This is a genomic window from Mycobacterium sp. 852002-40037_SCH5390672, from assembly GCF_001665875.1.
Classification (GTDB): domain Bacteria; phylum Actinomycetota; class Actinomycetes; order Mycobacteriales; family Mycobacteriaceae; genus Mycobacterium.
The window spans coordinates 16,818-40,637 of record NZ_LZTA01000045.1 but is presented as its reverse complement, the minus strand read 5'-3'; the positions used below and the strand labels follow the sequence as shown (position 1 = coordinate 40,637).

The 23,820-nt window shown below is 68.0% G+C and carries 16 protein-coding genes and 2 pseudogenes; 7 read left to right on the top strand and 11 right to left on the bottom strand.

Annotated features, from left to right (window positions below; genetic code table 11):
* Positions 1-11: 11 nt before the first annotated feature.
* The 9 genes and pseudogenes from A5782_RS08130 to A5782_RS08090 form a co-directional block, all read right to left on the bottom strand.
* A pseudogene (locus A5782_RS08130) lies at positions 12-2,815 on the bottom strand (FAD-dependent oxidoreductase); the annotation flags it as partial.
* The gene (locus A5782_RS08125) at positions 2,800-3,216 is read right to left on the bottom strand and encodes an SCP-2 sterol transfer family protein (RefSeq protein ID WP_067097643.1); all 417 of its coding nucleotides are present in this window, start codon (positions 3,214-3,216) and stop codon (positions 2,800-2,802) included. The gene A5782_RS08125 and the pseudogene A5782_RS08130, both read right to left, overlap by 16 nt.
* Positions 3,209-4,231, bottom strand: a complete 1,023-nt coding sequence (locus A5782_RS08120; RefSeq protein ID WP_067097640.1) for a hypothetical protein — start codon at positions 4,229-4,231, stop codon at positions 3,209-3,211. The genes A5782_RS08125 and A5782_RS08120 overlap by 8 nt, the downstream gene beginning before the upstream one ends.
* Positions 4,228-4,497 (bottom strand): hypothetical protein, encoded by a 270-nt coding sequence (locus A5782_RS08115; protein ID WP_067097638.1) that lies wholly within the window; start codon positions 4,495-4,497, stop codon positions 4,228-4,230. The genes A5782_RS08120 and A5782_RS08115 overlap by 4 nt, the downstream gene beginning before the upstream one ends.
* Positions 4,494-4,952, bottom strand: a complete 459-nt coding sequence (locus A5782_RS08110; RefSeq protein WP_067097635.1) for a hypothetical protein — start codon at positions 4,950-4,952, stop codon at positions 4,494-4,496. Before A5782_RS08110 ends, A5782_RS08115 begins: the two co-directional genes overlap by 4 nt.
* Positions 4,949-6,136, bottom strand: coding sequence for a polyprenyl synthetase family protein (locus A5782_RS08105; RefSeq protein ID WP_197694155.1), 1,188 nt, complete (start codon positions 6,134-6,136; stop codon positions 4,949-4,951). Before A5782_RS08105 ends, A5782_RS08110 begins: the two co-directional genes overlap by 4 nt.
* A complete protein-coding gene (locus A5782_RS08100; protein WP_067097629.1) occupies positions 6,133-6,930 on the bottom strand; it encodes a hypothetical protein in 798 nt (265 codons plus the stop codon). The genes A5782_RS08105 and A5782_RS08100 overlap by 4 nt, the downstream gene beginning before the upstream one ends.
* A 102-nt stretch (positions 6,931-7,032) precedes the next feature.
* The gene (locus A5782_RS08095; protein ID WP_156623853.1) at positions 7,033-11,337 is read right to left on the bottom strand and encodes an AAA family ATPase; all 4,305 of its coding nucleotides are present in this window, start codon (positions 11,335-11,337) and stop codon (positions 7,033-7,035) included.
* A gap of 238 nt (positions 11,338-11,575) precedes the next feature.
* Complete coding sequence (locus A5782_RS08090) at positions 11,576-12,409, bottom strand: thioesterase family protein (protein ID WP_082942841.1); 834 nt, start codon at positions 12,407-12,409, stop codon at positions 11,576-11,578.
* A 39-nt stretch (positions 12,410-12,448) separates the two neighbouring features.
* Here A5782_RS08090 and A5782_RS08085 point away from each other — a divergent pair, with 39 nt between their 5' ends.
* Positions 12,449-13,981, top strand: a complete 1,533-nt coding sequence (locus A5782_RS08085; RefSeq protein WP_197694153.1) for a class I adenylate-forming enzyme family protein — start codon at positions 12,449-12,451, stop codon at positions 13,979-13,981.
* Positions 13,978-17,205 (top strand): carboxyl transferase domain-containing protein, encoded by a 3,228-nt coding sequence (locus A5782_RS08080; RefSeq protein ID WP_067097624.1) that lies wholly within the window; start codon positions 13,978-13,980, stop codon positions 17,203-17,205. The genes A5782_RS08085 and A5782_RS08080 overlap by 4 nt, the downstream gene beginning before the upstream one ends.
* Positions 17,206-17,217: 12 nt before the next feature.
* Here the strand turns inward: A5782_RS08080 and A5782_RS08075 are convergent, their stop codons facing one another.
* Positions 17,218-17,547, bottom strand: a complete 330-nt coding sequence (locus tag A5782_RS08075) for a hypothetical protein (RefSeq protein WP_007775027.1) — start codon at positions 17,545-17,547, stop codon at positions 17,218-17,220.
* A 132-nt stretch (positions 17,548-17,679) separates the two neighbouring features.
* On the opposite strand from A5782_RS08075, the gene A5782_RS08070 reads away from it, so the two are divergent.
* The 4 genes and pseudogenes from A5782_RS08070 to A5782_RS08055 all read left to right on the top strand — a co-directional run bounded on the left by A5782_RS08070 (position 17,680) and on the right by A5782_RS08055 (position 22,166).
* A complete protein-coding gene (locus A5782_RS08070) occupies positions 17,680-18,459 on the top strand; it encodes an SDR family oxidoreductase (protein WP_067097623.1) in 780 nt (259 codons plus the stop codon).
* Positions 18,459-19,649, top strand: a pseudogene (locus tag A5782_RS08065) (acyl-CoA dehydrogenase family protein). The gene A5782_RS08070 and the pseudogene A5782_RS08065 overlap by 1 nt, the downstream one beginning before the upstream one ends.
* Entirely contained in the window at positions 19,646-20,749 is a 1,104-nt protein-coding gene (locus A5782_RS08060; protein ID WP_067097620.1) for an acyl-CoA dehydrogenase family protein, read from the top strand. Before A5782_RS08065 ends, A5782_RS08060 begins: the two are co-directional and overlap by 4 nt.
* A gap of 199 nt (positions 20,750-20,948) precedes the next feature.
* Positions 20,949-22,166 carry a glycosyltransferase gene (locus A5782_RS08055; protein WP_067097617.1) on the top strand — a complete coding sequence of 406 codons (1,218 nt, stop codon included), beginning with the start codon at positions 20,949-20,951 and terminating at the stop codon, positions 22,164-22,166.
* On the opposite strand, the gene A5782_RS08050 is transcribed toward A5782_RS08055, so the two are convergent.
* Positions 22,155-22,904, bottom strand: a complete 750-nt coding sequence (locus A5782_RS08050) for a dienelactone hydrolase family protein (RefSeq protein ID WP_067097614.1) — start codon at positions 22,902-22,904, stop codon at positions 22,155-22,157. The two genes, A5782_RS08055 and A5782_RS08050, sit on opposite strands and share 12 nt — an antisense overlap.
* 98 nt (positions 22,905-23,002) lie before the next feature.
* Between A5782_RS08050 and A5782_RS08045 the strand changes: the two genes are divergently transcribed.
* The gene (locus A5782_RS08045) at positions 23,003-23,803 is read left to right on the top strand and encodes a thymidylate synthase (protein ID WP_067097611.1); all 801 of its coding nucleotides are present in this window, start codon (positions 23,003-23,005) and stop codon (positions 23,801-23,803) included.
* Positions 23,804-23,820 lie beyond the last annotated feature (17 nt).

Here is a 23,820-nt window from a genome sequence, read left to right as displayed (position 1 = left end):
TCAGATCTGAAGGGCGGCCGGTTTATCAGCTTCGGCGGTATCGGGTCGGATTTCTTAGTGTCGTCGCTCTGGGGGAAGCCCGTGTTCCAGCTTGGGTTTTCGGGCGGAATCGGCCCATTTGGCGGGCGGTTCGGACCGGTTTTACCGCCATCGGTGGCAGGAACCGCGGTCGGTGGAGGCGGGGTCCATGCCTGCGGCCAGGCCGGACTCGCCCCCGTCGCCTGCTCGAGGTACTGGCGCCACGCCTGGAGGTAGCTGAACAGTTGCTGGGTGTAGTCAGCCGGCGCGGGCGGCACCGGCGTCCCCGCGGCGGTGGGCGGCCCTATCGGCCCCATCGGCATGGGCGGCATCGGTGGCATGAACGGCATGAACGGCATGAACGGCGGCATGAACTGCCCTCCCGCGGGCGCGGTGGGCAGCATGGGCGGCGCGGTCGGGAATGGTGACCCGGCCGCCATGGCCGCCCACTGCTCCAGAAGCCGTCGCCAATTCTGGAGATACCAGAGCAACTGCTGGTTGTAATCCGTTGTAGGCATAGACATTTGTTGACCTCCAGCTAGTGCGGGATAGGGGACGGAGGGGCGCCGAACGACAACGCGGCCGGTGTGTCCAACGGATGCGGCAGCGACCGCTCGCAGAGTTTCGAGTCGAGCGTGCGGAGCGCGCGGGTGTCAGCCGGCTCGCGGTTCTCGATGTCGAACACGTAGCAGTAGTCACCGGCCGGTGTCGGCATCCGAATCGGACTCGACAGGCCTTGATCGAGGAAGCCGTACGGGAACTCCCAGTAGAGCGCCGGGGTCTTCTCCCGGCGATCGAGACCACCCGATTCGACCCAGATGTAGTGGTCCAGAATGGCATTGACCGCATGTCGTCCCGACTCGCACGCGGATTCCATCGATGTCACCCGGGTGAATGTCTTGTTCCACGTGCCCGCGAAGACCACTGAATTGTTGTGCACCTGGTAGCCACCATGGCGGGCCTGCCAGACGTTGCGCTGCTGGAGATCTTCGAGCCACCCGTCCTCGTCCGGGGTAGTCGTCCACGACGTTCCGTGCGGATTCCACGGGTCGCTGCCGGGCCGATTGTTCCAGTCTCCGACGATCGGAACGAGATACGGCGACTCGTTGCGGACCACGGGGCCGTGGCCCTGACCGGGTCCGGTGGCCATGACCAGTCCGCGATCGAGCGCATACCACGCAGGCCACGGCATGACCTCTTCCCCGGTGGATCCCGCGGAGCTCGTGAGCGCGGAAATGATCTGTCGCCACACCTCTGCGGCGATTTCGTCGGCTGTGCAGTCGCGGGCCGTCTTACCCTGCCCGAAAGCGTCGACCAGGTGAGAAGAGGGGCTGTTGAAATCCCCGATATCGACCGAGAGCACCGAGATGCAGCCGTCGCGGTCCAGAATCGGTCGCTTCTCCCACAATCCAGACTGGTTGATCGACGACAGCGCCCACTCGGTGCCGGTGAACAAGATGTGCCCGCGGAGCAACTGAAATTCGGTGTCGAAGTAGTACTGGATGCCGCACAGCGTTTGGAACCGATCCCATGGCACCCGTCCCATCTCGTCCATCGAGTAGGGATTCCGTCGGTGCTGCGGCCTCGTGGTCTGGGGCTGCAGTGGACCGTCGGGTGGGGGAGGGATGGTGGTGAAACCGTCCAGCCTGCCCACGGTTCCGCCGGTGCCCGCCGCGCGCAGGGCGGTGGTGATGTATTCGGCTGCCGGGGCGTCGACGGCGACGACCGTGTAATCGGGAGCCGCCCGGGTACCGTCGGCAAACGTGATCTGCACGCGGGGCCGCCGATGGGCTGGTTGAGCCGGGTCGAGGGCCGGAGGGTCGAGGCGAGTCGCCGTTTTGTGGACGAAGCCGACGCCGAGTGCGACGAGGTGGCGGTGCCAGTGGTCTAGCCACGACTCGGTGGTGGGACCGTTGAGCACCCCGTCGGCCTTGTTATCGCGGCGGTCCATATTCAGGTACAGCTGCAGATAGGTGCTCATGTTGGTGCGCGCGTCGCCCCAGATCGAATCGAGAGCGACCAGGATCCTTGGCATTTGACGCAACAGCTGGTCGCAACTCGGCGAATAGGAGAACTTGTTGATGCCGGTCGTGCGGTCGTGTCCGACCAGGAAATCGTAGGCGGACACGTTCTGCAGTTCCCGCCCGCGACGCAACGGACTGGTGGACAGGTAGTGCAGCAGCCTGCTCAGGTAGGTCCCGACGTCGCTGGGAGTGAAGCCCAATGTCGCGAGTTCGCTGAGGATTCCGAAAAACTCGGCGGGGCTGCGCGGGAGTTCGCTCGGAAACACGAGGGACGGCCGGCCATGCACCGTGGTGCCCTTGGTGATGACCCGCCGAACGTTGTCGTACACAGTGCGTGAAGTCGGTGTCCAGCTGGCCGGGCCGCCGGCCGCCTGCGTGAGCTGATAGACCGGGATGCGCTGGAACAGGTCCCAGATGTGCAGGTAGAACGCCGGGAAGAAGCGAAAGCCATGTTCGCCCGCAACCGCTCGCCGCGGGTTGCGCGGCTGGCCCCGCCGACCCGGGAAGGGACGCAGCTCGGCTTGGCTCCCGTCGCGCGTGCCCACCGTCGAATATTGAGAGGCGGCGAGGCCGCCGAGTTTGACCGGCGGGTAGGTTCCTGCCGGTTCGGATCCCAACCCGTTGCGTTCATCCTGTCGTGACTCGTACACCGTGACGACGAAACCGCGCTCCGCGAGTTCGTGAGCGGCGGTGAGGCCGGCGATGCCGGCGCCGAGGACCGCCACTGTGGGACGCCGTTGCTGTGACGCCGGCGTCGTTATGCGCTCGGACATGGGGCCCCCGCACGAAGTTCGGACAGGAGGGTGGGCTGCGACGAGGCCCGGACCGCGGCGTGCACGTACGCCAGCAGCGCGTCGTGCGCACGCTGGACGTCATCGAGTGTCCCTCGTACGCGCACCTTGCCGATCTCCACGGCCTCGCCAAGCCCCACCCTGGCATCGAGCAGGTCGAGGATGGTGACTCGCGAGGTGGCGATCCGGGCACCGGCCAGCCGCGCCGCACCGTCCGACACCCGAAGTCGAGTACCACCACACAACGAAAACAGCTCGCCGTCGACGTCGAGTTCGACCACCATCGGGCCCAGGGCTGCGACCAGCGATCGGTAACTATCGGGCACCTCGTCCTCCAGGTGCTCGAGTGAGCGCCGCAATATCGACGAAACCCTTTCATCCATAAAGAAACTCGAATACACCGGTGCCGATAAAGTCGAAGGGTTCACCGTTGATCGTGCCGCTCGCCCGGGTGGTACCGCCTGTTTCACACAGCACAGTCGATCGGTCCAGGAACGCCTCGCTCGGCTGCGCCAGGCGGGCATAAGAAAGCGAGCGGAACTCGGCATGCACCGCGTCGCCTGCCCGTGTCGCGGTGATATCCATCCGGGCCGGAACGCCCGGCACCTCGCCGTCCAGCAGCAGCCGCATCGGGGGCGGCAAGGTGCAATCGGCCGCGCGGGCGAGGCGGCCGTCCGAGCGCGTCCGCACCGCCGCGTGCCGGAATATCGCGGCGGGCTCATCGTGGTGCCACACGTAGAGCGCTTGGGACAGGCAACGCAGCCGGCTCCGGTCGGTGGTCTGCAGGAAGACCATCGACCAGGGGTTTCCGGCTTCGGTGGGCAAGATGGTGCCCCACGTCCAGCCGAAGTCGTCACCCCACCGGAACCGTCCCCAGTTGTGGTCGTGATAGGCAAGGTCGTCTTCCACACGGTGTTCTCGACCGCCGATACGTAGCCATCCTTCGGCGCGCAGCCTCGGCACGAAAAGCCAGCTGATCCGGCCGTCCCCCAGCGGCTGGTTACGGACCACGAACGGGCGGCTCGCCGAGGTGAAGTGCAGTTCACCCCGAATGTCCTTGTCGGGCAGGTCGATTGCGACGCGGTAGCCGTCGGGTAGTACGGTCATCCGGCTGCCGCCGATCGTCAGTTCACCCAGGTCGGCCGAGACGTTCAGGGCGCGCTCGTCGAACCGCTCGATGGCGCCGGTCCAGTTCTCGTCGTGAGCGATCACGATGACGCGTGGCGCAAGCCGGATTTCATTCGCGCGGAACTCTTCATTGTTGAGGCTGAAGTTGATCAAGAGCCGCCGGTCGCGTCCGTGGACCACGAAGTGGTGCCACTCCTTGAAACCCGTGGGGCGGGCAGTGGCCAGCACCGGCGCGCGGAGGAAGTCGTTGCGTGCGAGCAGCGCACTCATCTTAGCCACCGCGTGGTCGGTACGACTGCCGGGTCAGTCGGATTCCACTGTGCCGTAGTCGGATTGGCGAGTCGCTCGATCGCCGCACCGAGGCTCGCGAGCCCGAGCAGGACGTGCACGAAGTCATCTGGGCCGCGGCTCGTGTCGGATCGGCGGTCGCCGCCGGCCAGGGTGTGAACCAGTTGGGCCACGCCGGCGAGGCCGACCAGGTAGCCGATGAAATTGCTCTGGTCGGCGAGAGCTTCGCGAGGATCTGTGAGCGTCATGCGAACCCCTCGGGACGCAGGCGAACCAGGATGGAATCGTCGAGGCCACGCCCCATGACAACGTCGGCCAGCAGATCCGCCCAGGCATCGGGGACGGCGTTGGGCGGTGCGGGGCCGTCAAGAACGTTGAGGCTCACCATCTCCCAGACACGCCGCAGGTTCTCGACGGCTTCGGAAGCGACCAATGTGTCGCGCAGCCGCGCCCCGCGTGGGGTGGCTGCGTAGCGGCGGCCTTCGGCAACAAGTAGGTCGTGCAGCCGGCGAGCGGCCGCGGGGTTGCCCAGCACCGCGCGCCGCGCGCCGACAAGCAACTCGAAAGCGGTTCGCTCCGTCCCGCTGGCTTCTTCCGGCGGCGTCGGGCGCAGCTGCGGGGTCTCCCGGTCGATGAGGTCAAGAGTGAGCTCGCGAATCCGCTCCAGCTCCGCCAGCATGCCGATCAAGGATTCGGGGTTCATCGGGCCCGCCCGTGCACGTAGTCCACCAGGTCGGCCAGCACGTCTCGATGGCGACTGCGGGGGAACCAGTCGAGACCGGCGAGCGCGGCGGCCGCCTTCCGGGCATGCTCGGCGGCAACATTGCGGGCGTGCTTAAGCGAACCGGCTCGATGCATCAGATCGTAGATCCATCGAATGTCGTTGAGGTTCTTGGACTCCGAAGGGTGATGTCCCTGCAGCCGATCCTGGATTTGGGCCCGGCCCGACTGAGACAGTTGCCCGCAAAGGGTAAGTCGATCCAGCAACTGGGTCAGCTCTAACTCTCCGTCGGGTCCCGGTCGCCGCTTGGCCAGGATCGCCACGGCGCGTTCCTGGTCGTTCGGCTCGGCGCATCGCAAGGTGTGCAACAGCATCAGGGTCCGCTTGCCCTCCCAGATGTCGCCGCCGATCTCCTTGCCGTACTCCTGCGGATCCGCCCGCAAGTTCAGTAGGTCGTCGGTGATCTGAAAGGCCGCGCCGAGGTGCCGGCCGAGGGACTCCAAGGGGGCCATCCGCTCGGGTCCGGCGCCGGCCGCGATCGCGCCTGCCTGCAGCGGGGTGATGAACGTGTACCAGCTGGTCTTGAGCTCCACCATCCTCAGGTAGTCGGCGTCGTTGAGCTGCCAGGTGTTGGATCGGACCCACTCGAGTTCCAGCCCCTGGCCGTCGACGGTCATCCGCGTCATCTTGGCGATGGCTCGCAGGATGCGCAGGGCGGGTCCGAGCCCCACCCGCTCGACGTTGTCCAGCAGCGGTTGCAGCGACAGCGACAGCATGGCGTCGCCGACATTGACGGCGATCGGCACGCCGTGGTCGATGTGCAGCGTGGGTTTGCCGCGCCGCCACCAGGATTCGTCCTCGATGTCGTCGTGGATGAGGAATGCGTTGTGGTAGAGCTCGAGGGTCGCGGCGGTAGGGAGTATTGCCTCGAGGTGGCCGCCGAGGCCGAGGCAGGTAGCGATGCTCAGCGCCGGCCGCAGCGCCTTCCCGCCGCGCAGCGGGTAGTCGAGGATCAGGTCGTAGAGAGCGTTGGACCCGCGCTCCCCGGGGCCGTACAGCCGGTCGATCTCGCCGTCACAGGCCTCCTTGCACAGCTCGAGATACTCCTCGAGAGTGGCCGACTGCACCGGGAGCGGGCGCGCGTGAGGCAAGGTCGACGTCATTATGGATTAAGGATGACGACGTATCCGCTCAAATCCTTGACCCGTAACGCGTACCCGATGCGGACGATGAGTTGGATTGAGTTGGGGGATCCCGGGAGTGCTTCCCCGACGACCTCCAAGCTGGGCGGGATGTTGACGGCGAGGTCCAACGCTTCCTCACCCGGTTGCGCGTCCGCCGCGCCTGTGGGCGCGATCCGCTGGCGACGGCCGAGCAGATATGCCAAGGCGGGTTTCTTGGCGGGTACAGGCTTCTCAAGCACCGCGACGCGCTGTAGCGAGTTGATATTCGCCGGAGGCAGCAGCACATCGGTGCCGGGATACCCACTGGCCGTGATCTTGGTGAGTTCCTGGAGCCCGCCAGTGTTCGTGATGAGACACGACGGCGCGCGGTACCCACCAGTTTCGACGTCCGCCCGGGCCGCGATGAGCGCGTCGAGGATTTCCTGGGTGGTTGCCGCGCCGGCAATCTGCTCCGTATTGGGCCCGCCTTTACGAAGCGTCGTGAACACCGCGTCATCGACGTCCGCGGCAAGTGTCACGGTGTTAGCGATCACGCTCGCGAGCAGCACGTCGGGCGTCGGCGCTATCGCTTCGGCGAGAGTCGCGGTGAAGGGGACGGTGACCGGTGGTGTGAGCGACAGGATCTGAGGATTCTTCACGTTGTCGTTGGGCACCATCGTCTGGCTGGGGTTGCGGGTATCCCAGTGCGGGATGACTTGCCAGGCAACGCTGCACTGCTCGAACGTGTCTTTGACTGCTTGGTTGGCAAGGGCCAACCGCTCTGCACTCAGGTACATGGCTGTCGCTCCTTGACCGCCCCCGGCTGTCGGTACAAATCATGTGACAAATACCACACGCGCGCAATCAGTTCACCAAACTTTCAAAAGTGGAGTAGTGGATTACTTGTTCAGGAGTGCTACGTCTTGACCAGGGGTCATCTCACCGCGCGCCACCGCGTCGCAGTGCGCCAGATGCAGCGGTGCGACGGGGTCGTCGGGCAGCAGCTCGCGGCATCGTTCGAAGGCAGCGCGCGCCCCATCGACGTCGCCCGCGTCGAAAAGTGCAAAGGCCTCATCGAACGCGGGCTGCGCCGCATGCTTCGCGGCGCGAAGTGGAGCCGAATCCTCGTCGTACACTTCGTAAATCGTCACCGGCCGACGTCGATTGACCACCATGACGCGCTCCATGCGACGGACGTTGAACTGCTCCGACGCAGCGATGCGCTTATGCGTGTTATCGGAGATGAGCAGGGCGGAGCCGTAGCGCTTATTGGTGCTCTCGATGCGCGCAGCCAGGTTCACCGCGTCCCCGATGATGGTGAGCACCATGCGGTTCACACCGCCGACGAGCCCAACTGCCACGGCGCCGGTATTGATGCCGATGCCCGCCCGCAGCTCCTCGGAGCCCAGTGCCTTGCGCTCCTGGTTGTGCTCATGCAAGGAGCGCAGCATGGCCAGTCCCGCCCGAACGGCGTCGGGCTCGGACTCGAACACGGCGACGATTTCGTCCCCGCGTACGTCTTGAATCATGCCGTTGTAGCTGATGATCGGGAGCTCGACGGCACGTAGAAAGCCCATCGCCAAGTTGCCCGCCTCGGCGACGTCCATGTCCTCGATCATCGTTGTGTAACCGCGGATGTCGCTGATGAGTACCGTCATCTCGCGTTCGACCCGGTAGCCGCTGCGAACGCGGCGAAGGTCATCGATGTCGAGGATGCGCAGCAGTTCGTTGGGCACAAATCTCGATTGCACGTCGATGAGGGACTGTCGGTATTCGTCGGCGGCGCGTAGTCGTGCCTCGAGTTGGAAGTTCCACAGGGGCGCGGCGGCCTGGGCGCACAGGAAGGCAAGCGCCTGCTCGTGATCGGCCCCGAAGTGTCTGCCGGACTCGTCCTGCTCGGCGTAAATGACGCCAATTGTCCTGTTGTGCACCCTGATCGGAGCGGCGAGTATGGACGGCGCCTGATGCTCGGCGGCGACGATGACCGGCGATCCACCGTCCAGCACGCGGCGCACAATGTCCCTGTCGTAGGCAACTTCGGTCCACGGCCCCTCGACAATCGAAATGCGCCCGTGATCCTGGATGGCCCGGACCGACAGATTCTCGGCTTCGCCGGTGAGGAGCAGTACGCGGCCCGCTCCCGTGGTGTCCGCCACCGACCCCAGGATGATGTTGGCCAAGCCTTCCTGATTCGGCGCCCCCGACAGCGCGCGCAGGAGCTGATGCGCTCCGACCGGGTCGATCCCGGTCGAACCCGTCGTGAGGTCGCGCCTGAGTAGCCAGGGATGCTCCCGCGCGAGCCGGTCCGTACGCACCGCGAAACCCAAATTCAGCCAACGCTGGAAGGCCGACCGCAGCATGTGTTCGCGCAGCCTCGTTCGTCCGAGGTCGGCGTAGAGTGCGGCGGCTTCCTCGTGGGCGTATGCACTGATCATCGGAAGCTGACTTTCCTCGGCGAGCTCGATCGCCTGGTGCAGGTAGCGCTCGGCCTTGACGTGGTGTCCGCGCGCTCGTGCCCACGCTCCCTGGATCAGTTCGTGCGGTGCCGCGTAATTTTCCGGTGCGCCGGCGGCCCACTTGCGATGCAGCGCCAACGCCTGGTGTACCAAGTGGGCCGTCGAGCGATCCCGGGGCGCCTGCTGGATCATGCTCAGGGCGCCGATCAGGTAGATGAGTTGTGAGATCGCGGTGCCCGCGAGACCGCCGAGATGCTCCATCGCCTCCGGCGTGGCGGCGAGCGCGCCGGCGTAGTCGCCGCACCAGAAGTGCAGGCCCTGCTGCCGGGCCGCGGCCGCGCTCAGCGCCACCTCGTCGCCCTCACGGCGCGCCGCCTCCAGGACGTCTCGCTCGTCGTAGCCGCTCTCGCCGGCGAGGAGAAAGGGATCGGCGCTCCGGCCCATCAGGTTGAGGCAGAACTGGTGTGTGGCCTGGCACAGAGCGCTGGGCACGGACTGGGAACGAATGTGCGGGATCAGCGAGCTGGCCAGGGCGTCGATCTCCGCGAGCGGCCGGCCGGCCCAGAATGACTGGGAGAGCAGGACCGCGACCAGGTATCCGGCGTATTCCTGGTCGCCCTGGTCGAGTGCCTCTACCGCGCTGTCGCGAAGCTCGCCCAAGCCGTCGCGCAGGGGGTGTCGCCAGTGGTGGATGTAGCCCAGGTGCATGAAGACCGTTTGCGGCCGCGTCTCCCGGTATTCCGGACGCTCCGCAAGCAGCATGCCTACCTCGCCGAAGCGCTGCCCGCCCGCGTGGTCACCGGCCAGCACGAGGACAATTCCGTAGGCGGCAACGACCAGCGGCGAGGACGGCGTGTGCCCGTAGGCCAACGTGAGATCAAGTTGCTTGCGCACCAGCAGGGGCAAGAGGTTGGGCCGGACGAGGACCGCCATGCTGCACAGTTCGACAAGAATCCGGTGCAGTGCGATGACCTTCTGGTCATCGCACTGCGGCAATGCCAGCAGCCGCTCGGTGCTCCAGCGGCGCATCGTCAGCCGCATCCGGACGATCGCGTTGCCCATGCGTGGCTTGCCTGCATCGGAGGGCACCCTTTCGCCGAGCTCGGCGAGCGCTTGCAGCCCGATCTCGAGCGCCTCCTGCAGACGGTTCTCTGCGACCCGCCCTTTGAGCCGCAGGTAAGCGAGTTGTGCGCGGTCCGGGGGCTCAGGCAGGAACTCCTCGGCCTCGTCGAGTAGTGCATTGAGCGCCGGCACGTCGCCGACCAGCAATGCGGCGTCGGCGGCGTCGAGCTGGAGCTCCCGGGTCAGCGCAAAATGTGCGGCCCAACGTCGGTCACCGAGCAGATCCAAGGCGTTCCGGCAGTACCCGAGGGCCAGCGGGAACGAGGCCTGCGCTCGAGCCTTTCGCGCCGCCCGCCGTACCACCTCGACGAACGTGGTGCGTTCTGCGTCGTCGGCCAGCCCCATGCCGCCGATACCCACGTGGCGGGCGGCTTCGAACAACCGATCGTCGCCCAACGCGACGAGCCGTCGGCCCACGCGCAGGTGAATGGCGCGCATGTCGTCGGCGGACAGTTGCGCGCGCGCTGCCTCGGCCACCCGGTCGTGGCTGAACCGGTAGCGGGCATCGCGGCTGATCGCGTTGGTGATCCGCTGACCGCCGCCGTCGAGGGCCTCGAGCAAGCGAAGCTCGAGGCACGCCCAGAGCGCGTGCGCCACGACGTCGGGCGACCGCGCGGCCGCTGCCGTGGCGTCGTCGAGGTCGAACTCGCCACCGATGCACGACAGCGAACTCAACACCTCCCGGTCGCCTGCGCGAAGTTGGTCGAGATAGCGGCCGAGGAACTCGGCGGCCGTGGCGGAGACCTCGATCGATGTGAGCACACGCAGATCCCAGCTCGGCTGGCCCCCGGGGCCGACCGGGACGAGCGCGCCTTCGCGTTGCGCGCGGTACAGCAGCTGACGGACCTGCAGCGGGTTGCCGCCGGTCCGATGGTGGAACTCGGCGGCCACGTCGCCCAGCTCCACGCTGTGGCCGCACACGTCGGCGAGCAGCTCCTCGACGTCTTCGAGGGCCAGCGGTTCGAGCTCGATGGTGTGGAGGCTGTCCGATTTGATGCCCCCCGCGCCCGCGTCGAACTCACCCGCGCGGTGCCCGCCGACGACCAGGACGTTGCGAAGCGACACCGTCAACAGCTCGGCCAACAGCAGCAGCGTGTCTCGGTCGGCCCACTGCAGGTCATCGATCGCCAGCACCACCGGGCGGTAGGCCGCCGTAGCCGACACCAGCCGGATGGCGGCACGGTGCAGGCGACGGCGAGCATCCGCCGCATCGAGATCGGCATCATCCGAGGATTCGCCCACCACGAGCGCCAGTACGGGCACGAGTTCGGTGAGGACGCCCGCAAAACCCGACATCTCGCTGACGAGATCGGCACGCCAACGATCGCGTTCGGGCGGGCCGGTGGCCTCCATGGTGCGGACAACCGAGCTGAGCGCGTCAGCCAACGCCGAGTAAGGAGCCGGCGCGCCGTCCCTACACCTCCCGTAGGCGAAAACGCAGTTGCGGCGGGAGATCTCGACGCCGAAGGCCTGCATGAGCGTCGACTTGCCGACCCCGGGGGCACCGCTGAGCAGGACGCATCCCCCGCTGACCCGTTCGGCCGTTGCCACCGCGGTCCGCAGTTCGGTGAGCTCCTGGCGTCGGTTGGCCACACGGCCGCCGAGGTCCAGTACCGGAGTGGTCACGGCGCAGGGCACTCAGTGGTGGGCGCCGTCCGCCGGATGGCGCTGCAGGGGGATCGCGAGTCGGAGCGCACGTGCATGGCGGTTCCCCTCCAAGGGAAATGTCCACCCACCGCGGTGACGGTCCCCGCTGCGGGACTGTGCAGTTCCGTTCGGCGGGTAGTGCACAGCAGCATAGCCCAATACCGGGCGCGATCCGAGGTTCACAGCCCGGCGCACGCACGCCCGCGATGCTGATGGTTTAGGCGTAGGTCGGCTTGAAGGCGTCGGCCGGTTGGGCCAGGGCCAGCGCCGAGCTGGTGCCGATCGGTCCGTGCCGGTCGAACAGGGTCGCGGCGCCGGTGGCGACCCCCGCTGTGCCGTAGTGGCTTTGGGCGGCCAGCCCGAGGAATTCACCGTCGGGCAGCCGGCTCGCGGTGACGGTGTAGTCGGCGTTGATGTAACGCAATCCGCCGGTGCCCCAATGGGTGAGGGAACTGGTGATGTCACCGACGAAGGCCAGGCGGGCGAACGGTGTGAGCGGGTGGCCGTGCACCATCGGACGAAACAGCCGGGCCCAGGCGAACTTCTGGGAATGGGTCTGCTCCCATTCGCCGGCGGCAATTCCGGGACTGCCTTGCAACGTGGCCCCATACCCCCAGATCAGAAATGGCATCTCGGCCGGAAAGCCGTCGAAGGACGTCGGAAGCGGCGGCATCTGCGCGGGGGCCGACCACACCTGGCCTTCGGGATGCTCACCGCGGCGCAGGAACAGCGCGCTGGCCCGGGCGACGACCGTGCCGTTCTGGACCAGGCTGGCGTCGACCAGCTTGATGCGCCGGCCCTCCCGTTGCACCGAGGTCTGGATCCGCACCGGCTCCATCAGGGCCGGGCGCAACAGGTCAACCGTGAAACGGGCGGGCTGCAGGTCCGGATCGACGCCGGATTGCTCTATGCCCCAACCCAACAGGCCCCCGACGATCTGGCCGCCCATCGTCGCGCCCCACGGCCCCTGCGTCATCGTGCCCGGAACATAGGTGTCGCCGTCGACGGTGAAAAACGCCTCGGGCATGATGGCGGAATCCTCGATCGTCACCGCTATCACGATAGGACACACCGATAGTAAGGACCGGGCATGCCTCCAGTGATCGAAGTTCCGCGCGGCCACAACCCGTTCCCGATGACCGGCGTGTCCCGCGACCGCGACGGCATACCGCGCTACGACGAGCTGCCCGGCACCCTGCTGGACATGCTCGCCGGCCAGGTCGACGCCCGTCCGGACAGCGAGGCCCTGGTCGAGCTGGGCGCCGGCCGGCTGACCTACCGGCAGCTCTGGGACCGTGCGGCGCGGGTGGCCGGTGGGCTGCGCGCGGGCGGCCTGCGACGCGGCGACCGCGTCGCGCTGCGTTACCCCGCCGGGATCGACTGGGCGCTGGCGTTTTGGGGCACCGTGATGGCGGGTGGCGTTGCGGTGGCGGTCAATACACGATCGGCGCAACCCGAGGTCGAGTTCGTGCTGTCCGATTCCGGTGCGCGGGTCGATCTGGCGCCGGGCTCTGCGCTGCCCGACGGGCAGCCGTACGTCACCGGGCAACTCGGCCGCACCGACACCGCCGCCCTGTTCTACACCTCGGGCACCACCGGACACCCCAAGGGCGTGCCGACCACGCACGAGGCGTTCCTGACCAACACCGAGAACGCGATCCGCTGTCTGCAACAGCCCCGAGACCTCGGCGAGGCGATGCGCACGCTGATCTCGGTGCCGCTGTTCCACGTGACCGGTTGCAACACCCAGCTGCTGGCCGCTGCCCGGCTCGGGGGAGCGTCGGTGATCATGCCCGCGCTGAACCTGGACGCGTTGCTCACGGCGCTGACCGCCGAGCGCATTTCGGTGATGGTCACCGTCCCGGCGATCTACTCGTTGTTGTTGCGGCACAGCGGTTTTGTCGCGCTGGATACTTCCGGCGTGCGGTGGGTGGGCTATGGCGGGGCGCCGATCGCCCCGTCGTTGGTGCGGTCGGTGAAGAACGCGTTCGGCCACGCCACGGTGTTCAACGGCTATGGCATGACCGAGACGGCGTCACTGATGACGGTGCTGCCCGACGGCGAGGCCGTCGAGCATGCGGACTCCGTCGGGTATGCGGTCCCGTCGGTGGACCTCGGGGTGATCCCGTTCGGCGACGACCCCGGCGAGGGTGAGCTGGTCGCGCGGGGCGCCAATGTGACCACCGGCTACTGGAACCGGCCGGAGGCCACCGCCACGACGTTCGCGGACGGCTGGCTGCACACCGGCGACGTGGTGCGGGTCGACGACGCCGGCCGCGTGCACATCGTCGACCGGCTCAAGGACATCATCAACCGCGGTGGTGAGAACGTCTCCAGCGTCGAGGTGGAGGCAGTGCTGCTGGCGGCGCCTCATGTGGCCGACGCCTGCGTGCTGGGCGTTTCCGACGAGGTCATGGGGGAGAAGGTGGGAGCGGTGCTGTTCGGCGGTGACGACGAGATCGACGTGCCGACGGTGCTCGACCACTGCCGCGGCCGGCTGGCCGACTTCAAAGTGCCGCAATACGTCACAGTGGTCGCTCACGCGCTGCCGCGCAATGCCGGCGGCAAACTGCTCAAGGCCAGACTCCGCGAGCAGGTCCAGTGGGGCGAGCCGCTGCGATGAACGCGAGTCTGCTGGTCGCCAACCGCGGCGAGATCGCACTTCGAATCATCCGCACGGCAACCGAATTGGGCATACGAACCATCGCGGTCTATGCCGAAGACGATGCGGAGACCCCACATGTGCACGCGGCTGACGAGGCGATCGGCCTGCCGGGCACCGGCCCGCGAGCCTATCTGGACCAGGCCGCCGTGCTGGCGGCGGCGAAAAGCTCCGGTGCGGAACTGATTCACCCCGGTTACGGCTTCCTCAGCGAGAACGCCCAATTCGCCAACGCCTGCGCGGCCGGCGGATACACATTTGTCGGTCCCGACGCACGGGTGCTGGAGCTGCTCGGCAACAAAACCTCGGCCCGCGGCGCGGCGATTGCCGCCGGGGTGCCAGTGCTGCCCGCGACCGACGGCCCAAGCAGCGTCGAGGACATCAAGGCATTCTTCGCCGCCCACGGAGGCGGCATCATGATCAAGGCCCTCGCCGGCGGTGGAGGGCGCGGAATGCGCAAGGTGCGCAGCGCCGATCAGATCGACGCTGCCTACCAGCGTTGCGCCGCCGAAGCCCAGCTGGGCTTCGGTGATCGCGCACTGTTCGCCGAGGCGCTGCTCACCGACGCCCGCCACATCGAGGTGCAGGTCGTGTCGGCGCCGGCCGGGCACCAAACACACGCACACGCGGTCGGCGACCGCGACTGCAGCATCCAGCGGCGCTACCAGAAGCTGGTCGAAGTCGGCCCCGCCCAAGGACTTTCGGATGACCTGCGCCGCGCCTTGCACCAGGCGGCGGTGCGGTTGTGCGCCCGCGTGGGCCTGCGCGGGCTGGCCACCGTCGAATTCCTGGTCACCGGCGAGGAATTCGTCTTCCTCGAGGTCAACCCACGCATCCAGGTCGAACACACCGTCACCGAGGAAACCACCGGGCTCGACCTGGTCGCGGTCCAGCTGGCCATCGCCGGTGGCGCATCCTTCTACCAGCTGGGCCTGGCCTCCGGAATCGCCTCCGACGGACTGGAAGTCATCGGTGAGCCGGCCGCCCGCCGCGGCATCGCCGTTCAGCTCCGGGTCAACACGGAGACCTTCGGGCCCGACTTCTCCGTCGTCCCCTCGGCGGGCACGCTCACCGGGTTTTCCCCACCCAGCGGCCCCGGCGTGCGCGTCGACACGCACGGCCGGGCGGGATTGGCGATAAGCCCCCAGTACGACTCGCTGTTGGCCAAACTCATCGTCAAAGTGCACGGATCATCGTGGCCGGCGGCCGTGCGCAAGGCCCGCAGCGCCCTGGCCGAGTTCAGCATCGAGGGCGTCCACACAAACATCGAATTCCTGCGCGAGTTGCTGACCGACGATCGTATCGAATCCGGTTGGGTGAGCATCGATTTCCTCGATGATAAGCTTCCCGAGTTGGTCCAAGCCGCGCTGGCTCACCAGCAAGAACCGCGGATGGCGGCGGTAGAGCTCTATCCCGGCGAGGACGCGCTGCGCGCGCAGTTGGCCGGCACCGTGGTCGAGGTGGCGCCCGAGGGAGCCGAATACGCCGCGGGCGGCCAGCTGGTTGTCCTGGAAGCGATGAAGATGCAGCACGTGCTCGTCGCGCCGGACGCGCTGCGGACCGTCCGGATTCTGGTCACGCCCGGGCAGGTGGTCGGGACCGGTGATCCGCTGCTGGTCTTCACCCGCACGGCGTCGGCTGCGGACGACGAGTCCTTCACGGCGGCAATGGATCCCGATCGTCCGCGTGCCGATCTCGACGAAGTCGTGCACCGTCACGCCCTGACCCTCGACGAGGGTCGCCAGGCCGCCGTTGCCAAGCGGCACAACCGGGGCCGCCGTACCGCGCGGGAGAACATCGCCGACCTCGTCGATCCCGACAGCTTCGTCGAATACGGTGCGCTGGCCATTGCGGCGCAGCGCAGCCGTCGCTCGGAAGAGGACTTGATCGTCAACACCCCGGCCGACGGGCTGGTCGCCGGGCTGGCCACCATCGGCGCGGACCGGTTCGGCCCGACCGCGGCGCAGGCGGTGGTGGTGTCCTACGACTACACCGTGCTGGCCGGTACGCAGGGCATGCGCAACCACGCCAAGACCGACCGCGTGTTCGAGCTCGCCGCGCGACGGCGGTTGCCGGTCGTGCTCTTCGCCGAGGGTGGCGGGGGCCGGCCGGGGGATACCGACGTCGGTGGTGCCGCCGGGCTGGACGTGCCGACCTTCCGGATGCTCGCGGGATTAAGTGGGGAGGTGCCGCTGGTGTCGATCGTCTCGGGCCGTTGCTTCGCCGGCAACGCGGCGCTGGCCGGGGTGTGCGACGTGATCATCGCAACGCCGGACGCCAACATCGGGATGGGCGGGCCGGCGATGATCGAGGGCGGCGGGCTGGGCGTGTATCCGCCGGAGGCGATCGGGCCCATCGGCGTGCAACGCCGCAACGGGGTGGTCGGCCTGGTCGCCCGGGATGAGGCGCATGCGGTCGCACTGGCCAAGCAATACCTGTCGTACTTTCAGGGCACCCTGAGCCACTGGACGGCACCCGACCCGCGGCTGGCCCGGCATGTAGTGCCGCAGAACCGGTTACGCGCCTACGACGTGCACCGGGCGATCGAGGCGATCGTCGACGTCGGCTCGGTGCTGGAGCTGCGGACGGACTACGGCGTGGGAATCGTCACCGCGCTGGTTCGCGTCGAAGGAGTGCCGTACGGGCTGATCGCTAACAGCACTCACCACCTGGGCGGCGCGATCGATGCCGAGGCGGCCGACAAGACCGGCGACTTCCTCGCCTTGTGTCAAGCGTTTGGTCTGCCGGTGATCTCGCTGTGCGACACCCCGGGCTTCATGGTCGGGCCGGACGCGGAGAAGGACGCGGCTGTCCGCCGCTTCGGCCGGATGTTCGTCCTGGGCGCCCGGCTGACGGTGCCGCTGGGAATGATCATCCTGCGCAAGGGTTACGGGCTCGGTGCGATGGCGATGGCCGGCGGTTCGTTCGGTGCGCCGCAATTCACGATCGCCTGGCCGACCGGCGAGATCGGTGGCATGGGACTGGAAGGCGCGGTGCGCCTCGGGTACAGCAAGGAGCTGGCCGCCGTGGAGGATCCCGCCGAGCGGCAAGACCTGTTCGATCGCCTGGTGGCCGCGGCCTACGAGCACGGCAAGGCGCTGCGGGCGGCCACCACGTTCGAACTGGACGACGTCATAGACCCAGCAGCCTCCCGGGCCTGGATCACCAGGCTCTCGGGAGGCTGACGGGTCGAGGGGTTACGCGTGGCCGGAACCGCAGCCCACACCGGGCAGACAGCCGGTGCCTCCCGGGATACCACCCGGGCCGGCGTTCTGCCCTCCGGAGCCGCAGCCGACGCCCGGGACGCAACCCTGGCCGCCCGGACCACCGCCGGGGCCGTTGAACTGGCCGCCCGAGCCGCAGTTTCCATTGGCGTCGCAGCCGCCGCCGCCCGGGTCGTCCTTGAAGGTGACGTGGGTCGGGGCGGGGGAGTTGGCGGCTGGTCCGGCGACGTAGACGTCAGCAGCGGCCGCGGGAGCGGCGGCGATAGCCGCAGCGACAGCCCCGGCAACAACCAGCGGTTTCATGAGTGTCAATTTCGATAACATGCGCGTGGCATACCACCTCAACACGTGTCTAAACATGGCGAATAAAATTCCGTGCAACCGATGTCTTAGCTGGCGCACGGCGGCTCTCACCGCGACGGAAGGCCTGACCACATGACCTCACAAGATCTGACCGGCCGCACCGCGATCATCACCGGCGCGTCGCGGGGAATCGGGCTTTCGATTGCCCAGCAGCTGGCGGCCGCGGGGGCCAATGTGGTACTCACCGCCCGCAAGCAGGAGGCTGCCGACGAGGCCGCCGCCCAAGTGGGACAGCAGGCCCTCGGCGTCGGCGCCCATGCGGTCGACGAGGACGCCGCGCGGCGCTGCGTTGAGCTGACGCTGGAGCGGTTCGGCAGCGTCGACATCCTGATCAACAACGCCGGAACCAACCCGGCCTACGGTCCGCTGATCGACCAGGACCATGCCCGGTTCACCAAGATCTTCGACGTCAACCTGTGGGCTCCGCTGTTGTGGACCTCGCTCGTCGTCAAGTCATGGATGGGCGAGCACGGCGGGACGATCGTCAACACCGCCTCCATCGGAGGCATGCATCAATCGCCGGCGATGGGCATGTACAACGCCACCAAGGCCGCGCTCATCCATGTCACCAAGCAACTGGCGCTGGAACTTTCGCCGCGCGTCAGGGTCAACGCGATCTGCCCGGGTGTGGTGCGCACCCGGCTGGCCGAGGCGCTGTGGAAGGACCACGAGGACCCGCTGGCCTCGTCGATCGCGCTCGGGCGCATCGGCGAGCCGATCGACGTGGCCGCCGCCGTCGCCTTCCTGGTGTCCGACGCGGCGAGTTGGATCACCGGCGAGACCATGGTGATCGACGGTGGCCTGCTGCTCGGTGCCGCGCAGGGATTCCAGTCCGCGCCGGGCGGCGGATAATGACCGCCGTCGATACGGCCGACCTGGACGCGCGGGTGCAGGCACTGCTCGACGAGCACGATCCGTCGACCAGCCAAGCGCGGGATTTCCTTGGCGCGCAATACGATGCGGGCCTGGCCTGGGTGCACCTGCCGCGGGGTTTCGGCGGGCTGGATTTGCCACGCACCGCCCAGGAGCGCGTCGATGCCCGGCTGGCCGCCGCCGGTGCGCCGGTGGGCGGCACGCCCAAGAACTACATCGGCATGGGCATGGCGGCGCCAACGATCACGGCGTTCGGCACCGACGAGCAGAAGCGAAAGTTCCTGCGCCCGTTGTTCACCGGTGAGCAGGTCTACTGTCAGCTGTTCAGCGAGCCGGGCGCCGGATCGGACCTGGCCGGGGTGGCCACCCGTGCGGTCCGCGACGGCGACGACTGGATTGTCAACGGGCAGAAGGTGTGGACGTCGCAGGCGCAGCACGCGCAGATGGCCATCCTGGTTGCCCGGACCGATCCGACCGTGCCCAAACACTATGGTCTGACCTACTTTCTCTGCGACATGACGCAACCCGGTGTCGAGATCCGGCCGCTGCGCCAGATCACCGGAGAAGCCGAGTTCAACGAGGTATTCCTCACCGACGTCCGGGTGCCCGATGCGAATCGGCTCGGCCCCGAGGGCGGCGGCTGGCGGGTCGCCACCACCACCCTCAACAACGAACGCGTCGCGATCGGCTCGCGCTCCGGCGCTCCACGGGAAGGTGGCCATATCGGCAAGGTCACCGCAGCCTGGCGCGACGAGCCGGCGCTGCGCAACCCCGCAATGCACGACCAGCTGATGCGGCTGTGGGTCGAGGCGGAGATCCTTCGGCTGGCCGGTGAACGACTGCGGCAACAGGCGGCCACCGGAGCGCCCGGACCCGAGGGCGCCGGCATGAAGGTGGCGTTCGCCAAGCTGGCACAGGCGATTTCTGGTTTCGAGATCGAGCTGCACGGCGAAGCAGCGCTGCTCTACGACGACTAGACCATGCGCAGGCCCGAGACGGTCGACCTGGTCGGACGCGGGCCCGGCTACCGCTACCTGCGGGCCCGCGGCAACTCGATCGAGGGCGGCACGTCAGAAATTTTGCGCAACACCATTTCCGAGCGGATCCTGGGCCTGCCGGGCGAACATCGCGTCGACAAAGACGTCGCCTGGAAGGACCTGCCCCGATGAGCACGCACGCCGCCGACCTGCTGTACTCCGACACGGAGGAGGCATTGCGAACGGCCGTCCGTCAGCTCTTCGCCGAGCGGTGCCCACCCGAAAAGGTGGTGCACGTCTATGATCCGGAACCACAAGACTTTTCGAGTGTGTGGCGCACACTGGCCACCGAACTGGGCGTGGCCGGCCTGCTGGTACCGGAGTCGCTGGGCGGCGCCGGCGCGAGCGTCCGCGAGGCCGCCGTGGTCATGGAGGAGATCGGCAGGGCCGTTGCGCCGGTGCCGTTCCTGTCCAGCGCGGTAATGGCCACGATGGCGCTCTTGCGGGCCGGTGACACCGAAACCGTATCGGCGCTGGCCCAGGGCGAGCTGACGGCGGCGTTGGTGGTCCCGCTGTCGAGCGCGCCAGGCGATCCGGTCACCATCGTCAGTGGCGGCGGCGACGGACTGAGCGGATCGGTCACCAGCGTGGCCGGCGCCGACGCCGCCGAGGTGCTGGTGGTCCCGGTCGCCGGGCCAGACGGGCTCGAGCTGCACACCGTCGCCCGGGCCGCGGCGGGCGTGGAGATTTCCCCGCTGCTCGCGTTTGATATGACCAGACCCCTTGCCGCCGTGTCGTTCTCGGGCACGCCGTCGTCCCGGGTCGGGGCAGGCGACGAGCCGGTCACCGAAGCCATCCGGACCGGGGCGGCCCTGCTGGCGTCCGAGCAACTCGGGGTCGCCCAATGGTGCTTCGAAACCACGCTGAACTACGCCGGGCAACGCAGGCAGTTTGGCCGCACGATCGGCTCCTACCAGGCGATCAAGCACCGGTTGGCGGATCTGTGGTTCGAGGTCGGCGCGGCGACCGCCGCGGCCCGCTATGCCGCCGACACCTGCGCCAGGGACGGGGGAGACGCGGACGTCGCGGCGGCCCTCGCCCAGGCCTACTGCAGCGACATCGCCGTGCATGCCGCCGAGGAGTGCGTACAGCTGCATGGCGGCATCGGTATGACCTGGGAATATCCCGCGCACCTGTACCTCAAGCGGGCCAAAAGCGACCAGTTGGCATTCGGCACCGCCTACCGTCACCGCGCCCGCCTGGCCGAATTGATGGACCTGCCGGCGTTTTGACGTTCGGCGACGCCGCCGCGATGCGCGGGCGGGCTCGGCGCTTGCGCTCGCGGTGATTTTTACCTGCGCGCCCGCGAAAGTCGGCGAACACCCCCGCATTCTGCTGCGACATCCGCGGGGGCGGACCTCGGGTCCGCGGTGCGACGCCGCGCCGACGATAGAGTTTGCCGACCACATGTGTGGAAGTGGGAGCGGTGCGATGCGAGTGTTGCTGTCGGCGTACGACTCGCGCGGAGGCGTCGAACCGCTCGCCGCACTCGCGGTGCAGTTGCGGGCCCTGGGCGTCGACGCGCGGGTGAGCGCGCCGCCGGATGCGGAATTCGTTGAGCTGCTGGCCGGTGTCGGCGTGCCACTGTTGCCTTTCGGTGACTCATTGCGGGCGATGAAGACCGGGGCGCTGCCGTCGGAGGCGGACCTACGCCGGCACCTGGACGCGTTGATCGCCGTGCAATTCGACAACGTGGCCGCGGCGGCCGACGGGTGCGATGCGCTGGTGGTGGCCGGCTTTCCGCCGGCCGCGGCCGCCGCCCGCTCGGCGACCGAAAGGCTGGGCATCCACTACGTCTACGTGAGCTACCAGCCCACCATCCTGCCGTCGCCGCATCATCCGCCACCCGGGTACTCGAACGGGCGGTTCCCCCCGGGCATGGTCGACAACCGGGTGCTGTGGCAACTGGATGGCCGGCACATGCAGGAAGTGTTCGGCGCGACGCTCAACGGTCACCGGGCGGCACTCGGACTGCCGCCGCTCGACAGCCTGCGCGACTACGCACTGACCGAGTCCCCATGGCTGGCGACGGATCCGGTCCTGGACCCGTGGCAGCAGCCCGGCGACCTCGAGGTGGTCCAAACCGGCGCGTGGCTGCTGCGCGACGAACGCGCGCTGCCGGCCGACTTGGTGGCATTCCTGGACGCAGGAGCACCGCCCGTCTATGTGGGGTTCGGCAGCATGCCCATGCGCCTCTCGCGGGACGTGGCCGGGGCGGCCATAGCGGCGGTCCGCGCGCAGGGCCATCGCGCCCTGGTCTCCCGCGGCTGGGCCGGCCTGGACCCGATCGACGACCTCGACGACTGCTTCGCCGTCGGCGAGGTCAACCACCAGGCGCTGTTCGGGCGGGTCGCGGCCGTCGTGCACCACGGCGGCGCGGGCACCACGACGGCGGCCGCCCGGGCCGGCGCGCCGCAGGTGGTGGTGCCCCAGGGGGCCGATCAGCCCTACTGGGCGTCCCGGGTGCGCGACCTGGGCGTCGGCGCCGCCCACGACGGTCCCGCGCCGACCACCGAGTCGCTGTCGGCCGCGCTCAAGACGGTGCTGACCGAACGGACCCGCGCGCGGGCGGGCGCGGTGGCCGCAACCATCCGCGCCGACGGGGCGACGGTGGCCGCGAAACTGCTCGTGAACGCGCTAACGCGGTAGCGCGGTAGCGAACACCTCCGTCATCGCGTCCCAATGCCGCTGTGCCGCGGCGGCGTCGTAGGGCGCGTTGTCCGGAACCGCGAATCCGTGGCCGGCCGAATACCACTCGATGGTGTGCTCGACGCCGGCCGCGGTCAGCGCTTTGTCGAGCTGTTCGGCGTGGTCGGCGGTGAACGACGCGTCGTTCTGGGCGCCACCCACGTACACCGTGGCGCTGATCCGGTCGGCCAGCAGGTGCGGGCTGTCCTCGGTGTCGGTCACCAGGCCGCCGCCGTGGAAGGATGCCGCCGCGGCCACGCGGTCGGGCACCCGGCCGGCCACCATGAGCGACGTCCGCCCGCCCATGCAGTAGCCGCACACCCCGAATCGCTCGCCGGCCACCTCGGGGCGGGCGGCCAGATAGTCGAAGAACGCGCTCGCATCCGAGGCCATCCGGTCCGGGGTGACGTTGCCGATCATCGAGAACAGGCGCCGGCGTTCTTTCTGGTCGCTGAAGACGGTCGCCATGTCGAACGGCGCCCAGTCGGCGGTGCGGTAATAGACATCCGGGAGCAGCACGGCATAACCGAACCCGGCCAGCTTGGCGGCCATCTGTTCGAACGTGTCGCGCACGCCGCCGGCGTCGGGGTACATGACCACACCGGGCCATGGGACTTGCGATTCGGGGCCGTCGGGGGTGAACAGGTGCACCGTGCAGGTGCCGTCGGGTGTGGTGACGACGTCGATGATGTTCGGCATGGCACCCGTTCTACTCCGCGCGCCGACACCGGAAAACATCGGCGTCGACCCGCCGCGCCCGGCTTCGCCGCGCAAGCGATCGCCGCTAAGCTGGCCGCGTGCCGATCCCGACCCCCTACGAGGACTTGCTCCGGCTGGTGCTCGATCGGGGAACGGCCAAATCCGACCGCACCGGCACCGGGACCCGCAGCCTGTTCGGTCAGCAGTTGCGCTATGACCTGTCGGCCGGCTTCCCGCTGCTCACCACCAAAAAGGTGCACCTCAAGTCGGTGGTCTACGAGTTGCTGTGGTTTCTGCGCGGCGATTCCAACGTCAGCTGGCTGCACGAGCACGGTGTCACCATCTGGGACGAATGGGCAAGCAGCACGGGCGATCTCGGACCGATCTACGGTGTGCAGTGGCGATCCTGGCCGACGCCGTCGGGTGAACACGTCGACCAGATCAGCGCGGCGCTGGATCTGCTGCGCACCGACCCCAACTCGCGCCGCATCATCGTGTCCGCCTGGAATGTCGGTGAAATCCCGCAGATGGCGCTGCCGCCGTGTCACGCGTTCTTTCAGTTCTACGTGGCCGACGGGCGGTTGAGCTGCCAGCTCTACCAGCGCAGCGCGGACCTGTTTTTGGGCGTGCCGTTCAACATCGCCAGCTACGCGCTGCTGACGCACATGATGGCCGCCCAGTCCGGTCTTTCTCTCGGCGAATTCGTGTGGACGGGTGGGGACTGCCACATCTACGACAACCATATCGAACAGGTGCGGCTGCAGCTGAGCCGCGAGCCCCGGCCATACCCGGAACTCGTTCTGGGCAAACGGGATTCGATTTTCGATTACACCTACGACGATGTCGTCGTCAAGAACTACGACCCACATCCGGCGATCAAAGCCCCAGTCGCTGTATGAAGCGCGCCGGCGACGAT

Excerpts from the sequence above, each read along its gene's own strand:
- A5782_RS08125 (WP_067097643.1), bottom strand. The coding sequence starts at position 3,216 with ATGGATGAAAGGGTTTCGTCGATATTGCGGCGCTCACTCGAGCACCTG.
- A5782_RS08120 (WP_067097640.1), bottom strand. The coding sequence starts at position 4,231 with ATGAGTGCGCTGCTCGCACGCAACGACTTCCTCCGCGCGCCGGTGCTG.
- A5782_RS08115 (WP_067097638.1), bottom strand. The coding sequence starts at position 4,497 with ATGACGCTCACAGATCCTCGCGAAGCTCTCGCCGACCAGAGCAATTTC.
- A5782_RS08110 (WP_067097635.1), bottom strand. The coding sequence starts at position 4,952 with ATGAACCCCGAATCCTTGATCGGCATGCTGGCGGAGCTGGAGCGGATT.
- A5782_RS08100 (WP_067097629.1), bottom strand. The coding sequence starts at position 6,930 with ATGTACCTGAGTGCAGAGCGGTTGGCCCTTGCCAACCAAGCAGTCAAA.
- A5782_RS08085 (WP_197694153.1), top strand. The coding sequence starts at position 12,449 with ATGCCTCCAGTGATCGAAGTTCCGCGCGGCCACAACCCGTTCCCGATG.
- A5782_RS08080 (WP_067097624.1), top strand. The coding sequence starts at position 13,978 with ATGAACGCGAGTCTGCTGGTCGCCAACCGCGGCGAGATCGCACTTCGA.
- A5782_RS08075 (WP_007775027.1), bottom strand. The coding sequence starts at position 17,547 with ATGAAACCGCTGGTTGTTGCCGGGGCTGTCGCTGCGGCTATCGCCGCC.
- A5782_RS08070 (WP_067097623.1), top strand. The coding sequence starts at position 17,680 with ATGACCTCACAAGATCTGACCGGCCGCACCGCGATCATCACCGGCGCG.
- A5782_RS08060 (WP_067097620.1), top strand. The coding sequence starts at position 19,646 with ATGAGCACGCACGCCGCCGACCTGCTGTACTCCGACACGGAGGAGGCA.
- A5782_RS08055 (WP_067097617.1), top strand. The coding sequence starts at position 20,949 with ATGCGAGTGTTGCTGTCGGCGTACGACTCGCGCGGAGGCGTCGAACCG.
- A5782_RS08050 (WP_067097614.1), bottom strand. The coding sequence starts at position 22,904 with ATGCCGAACATCATCGACGTCGTCACCACACCCGACGGCACCTGCACG.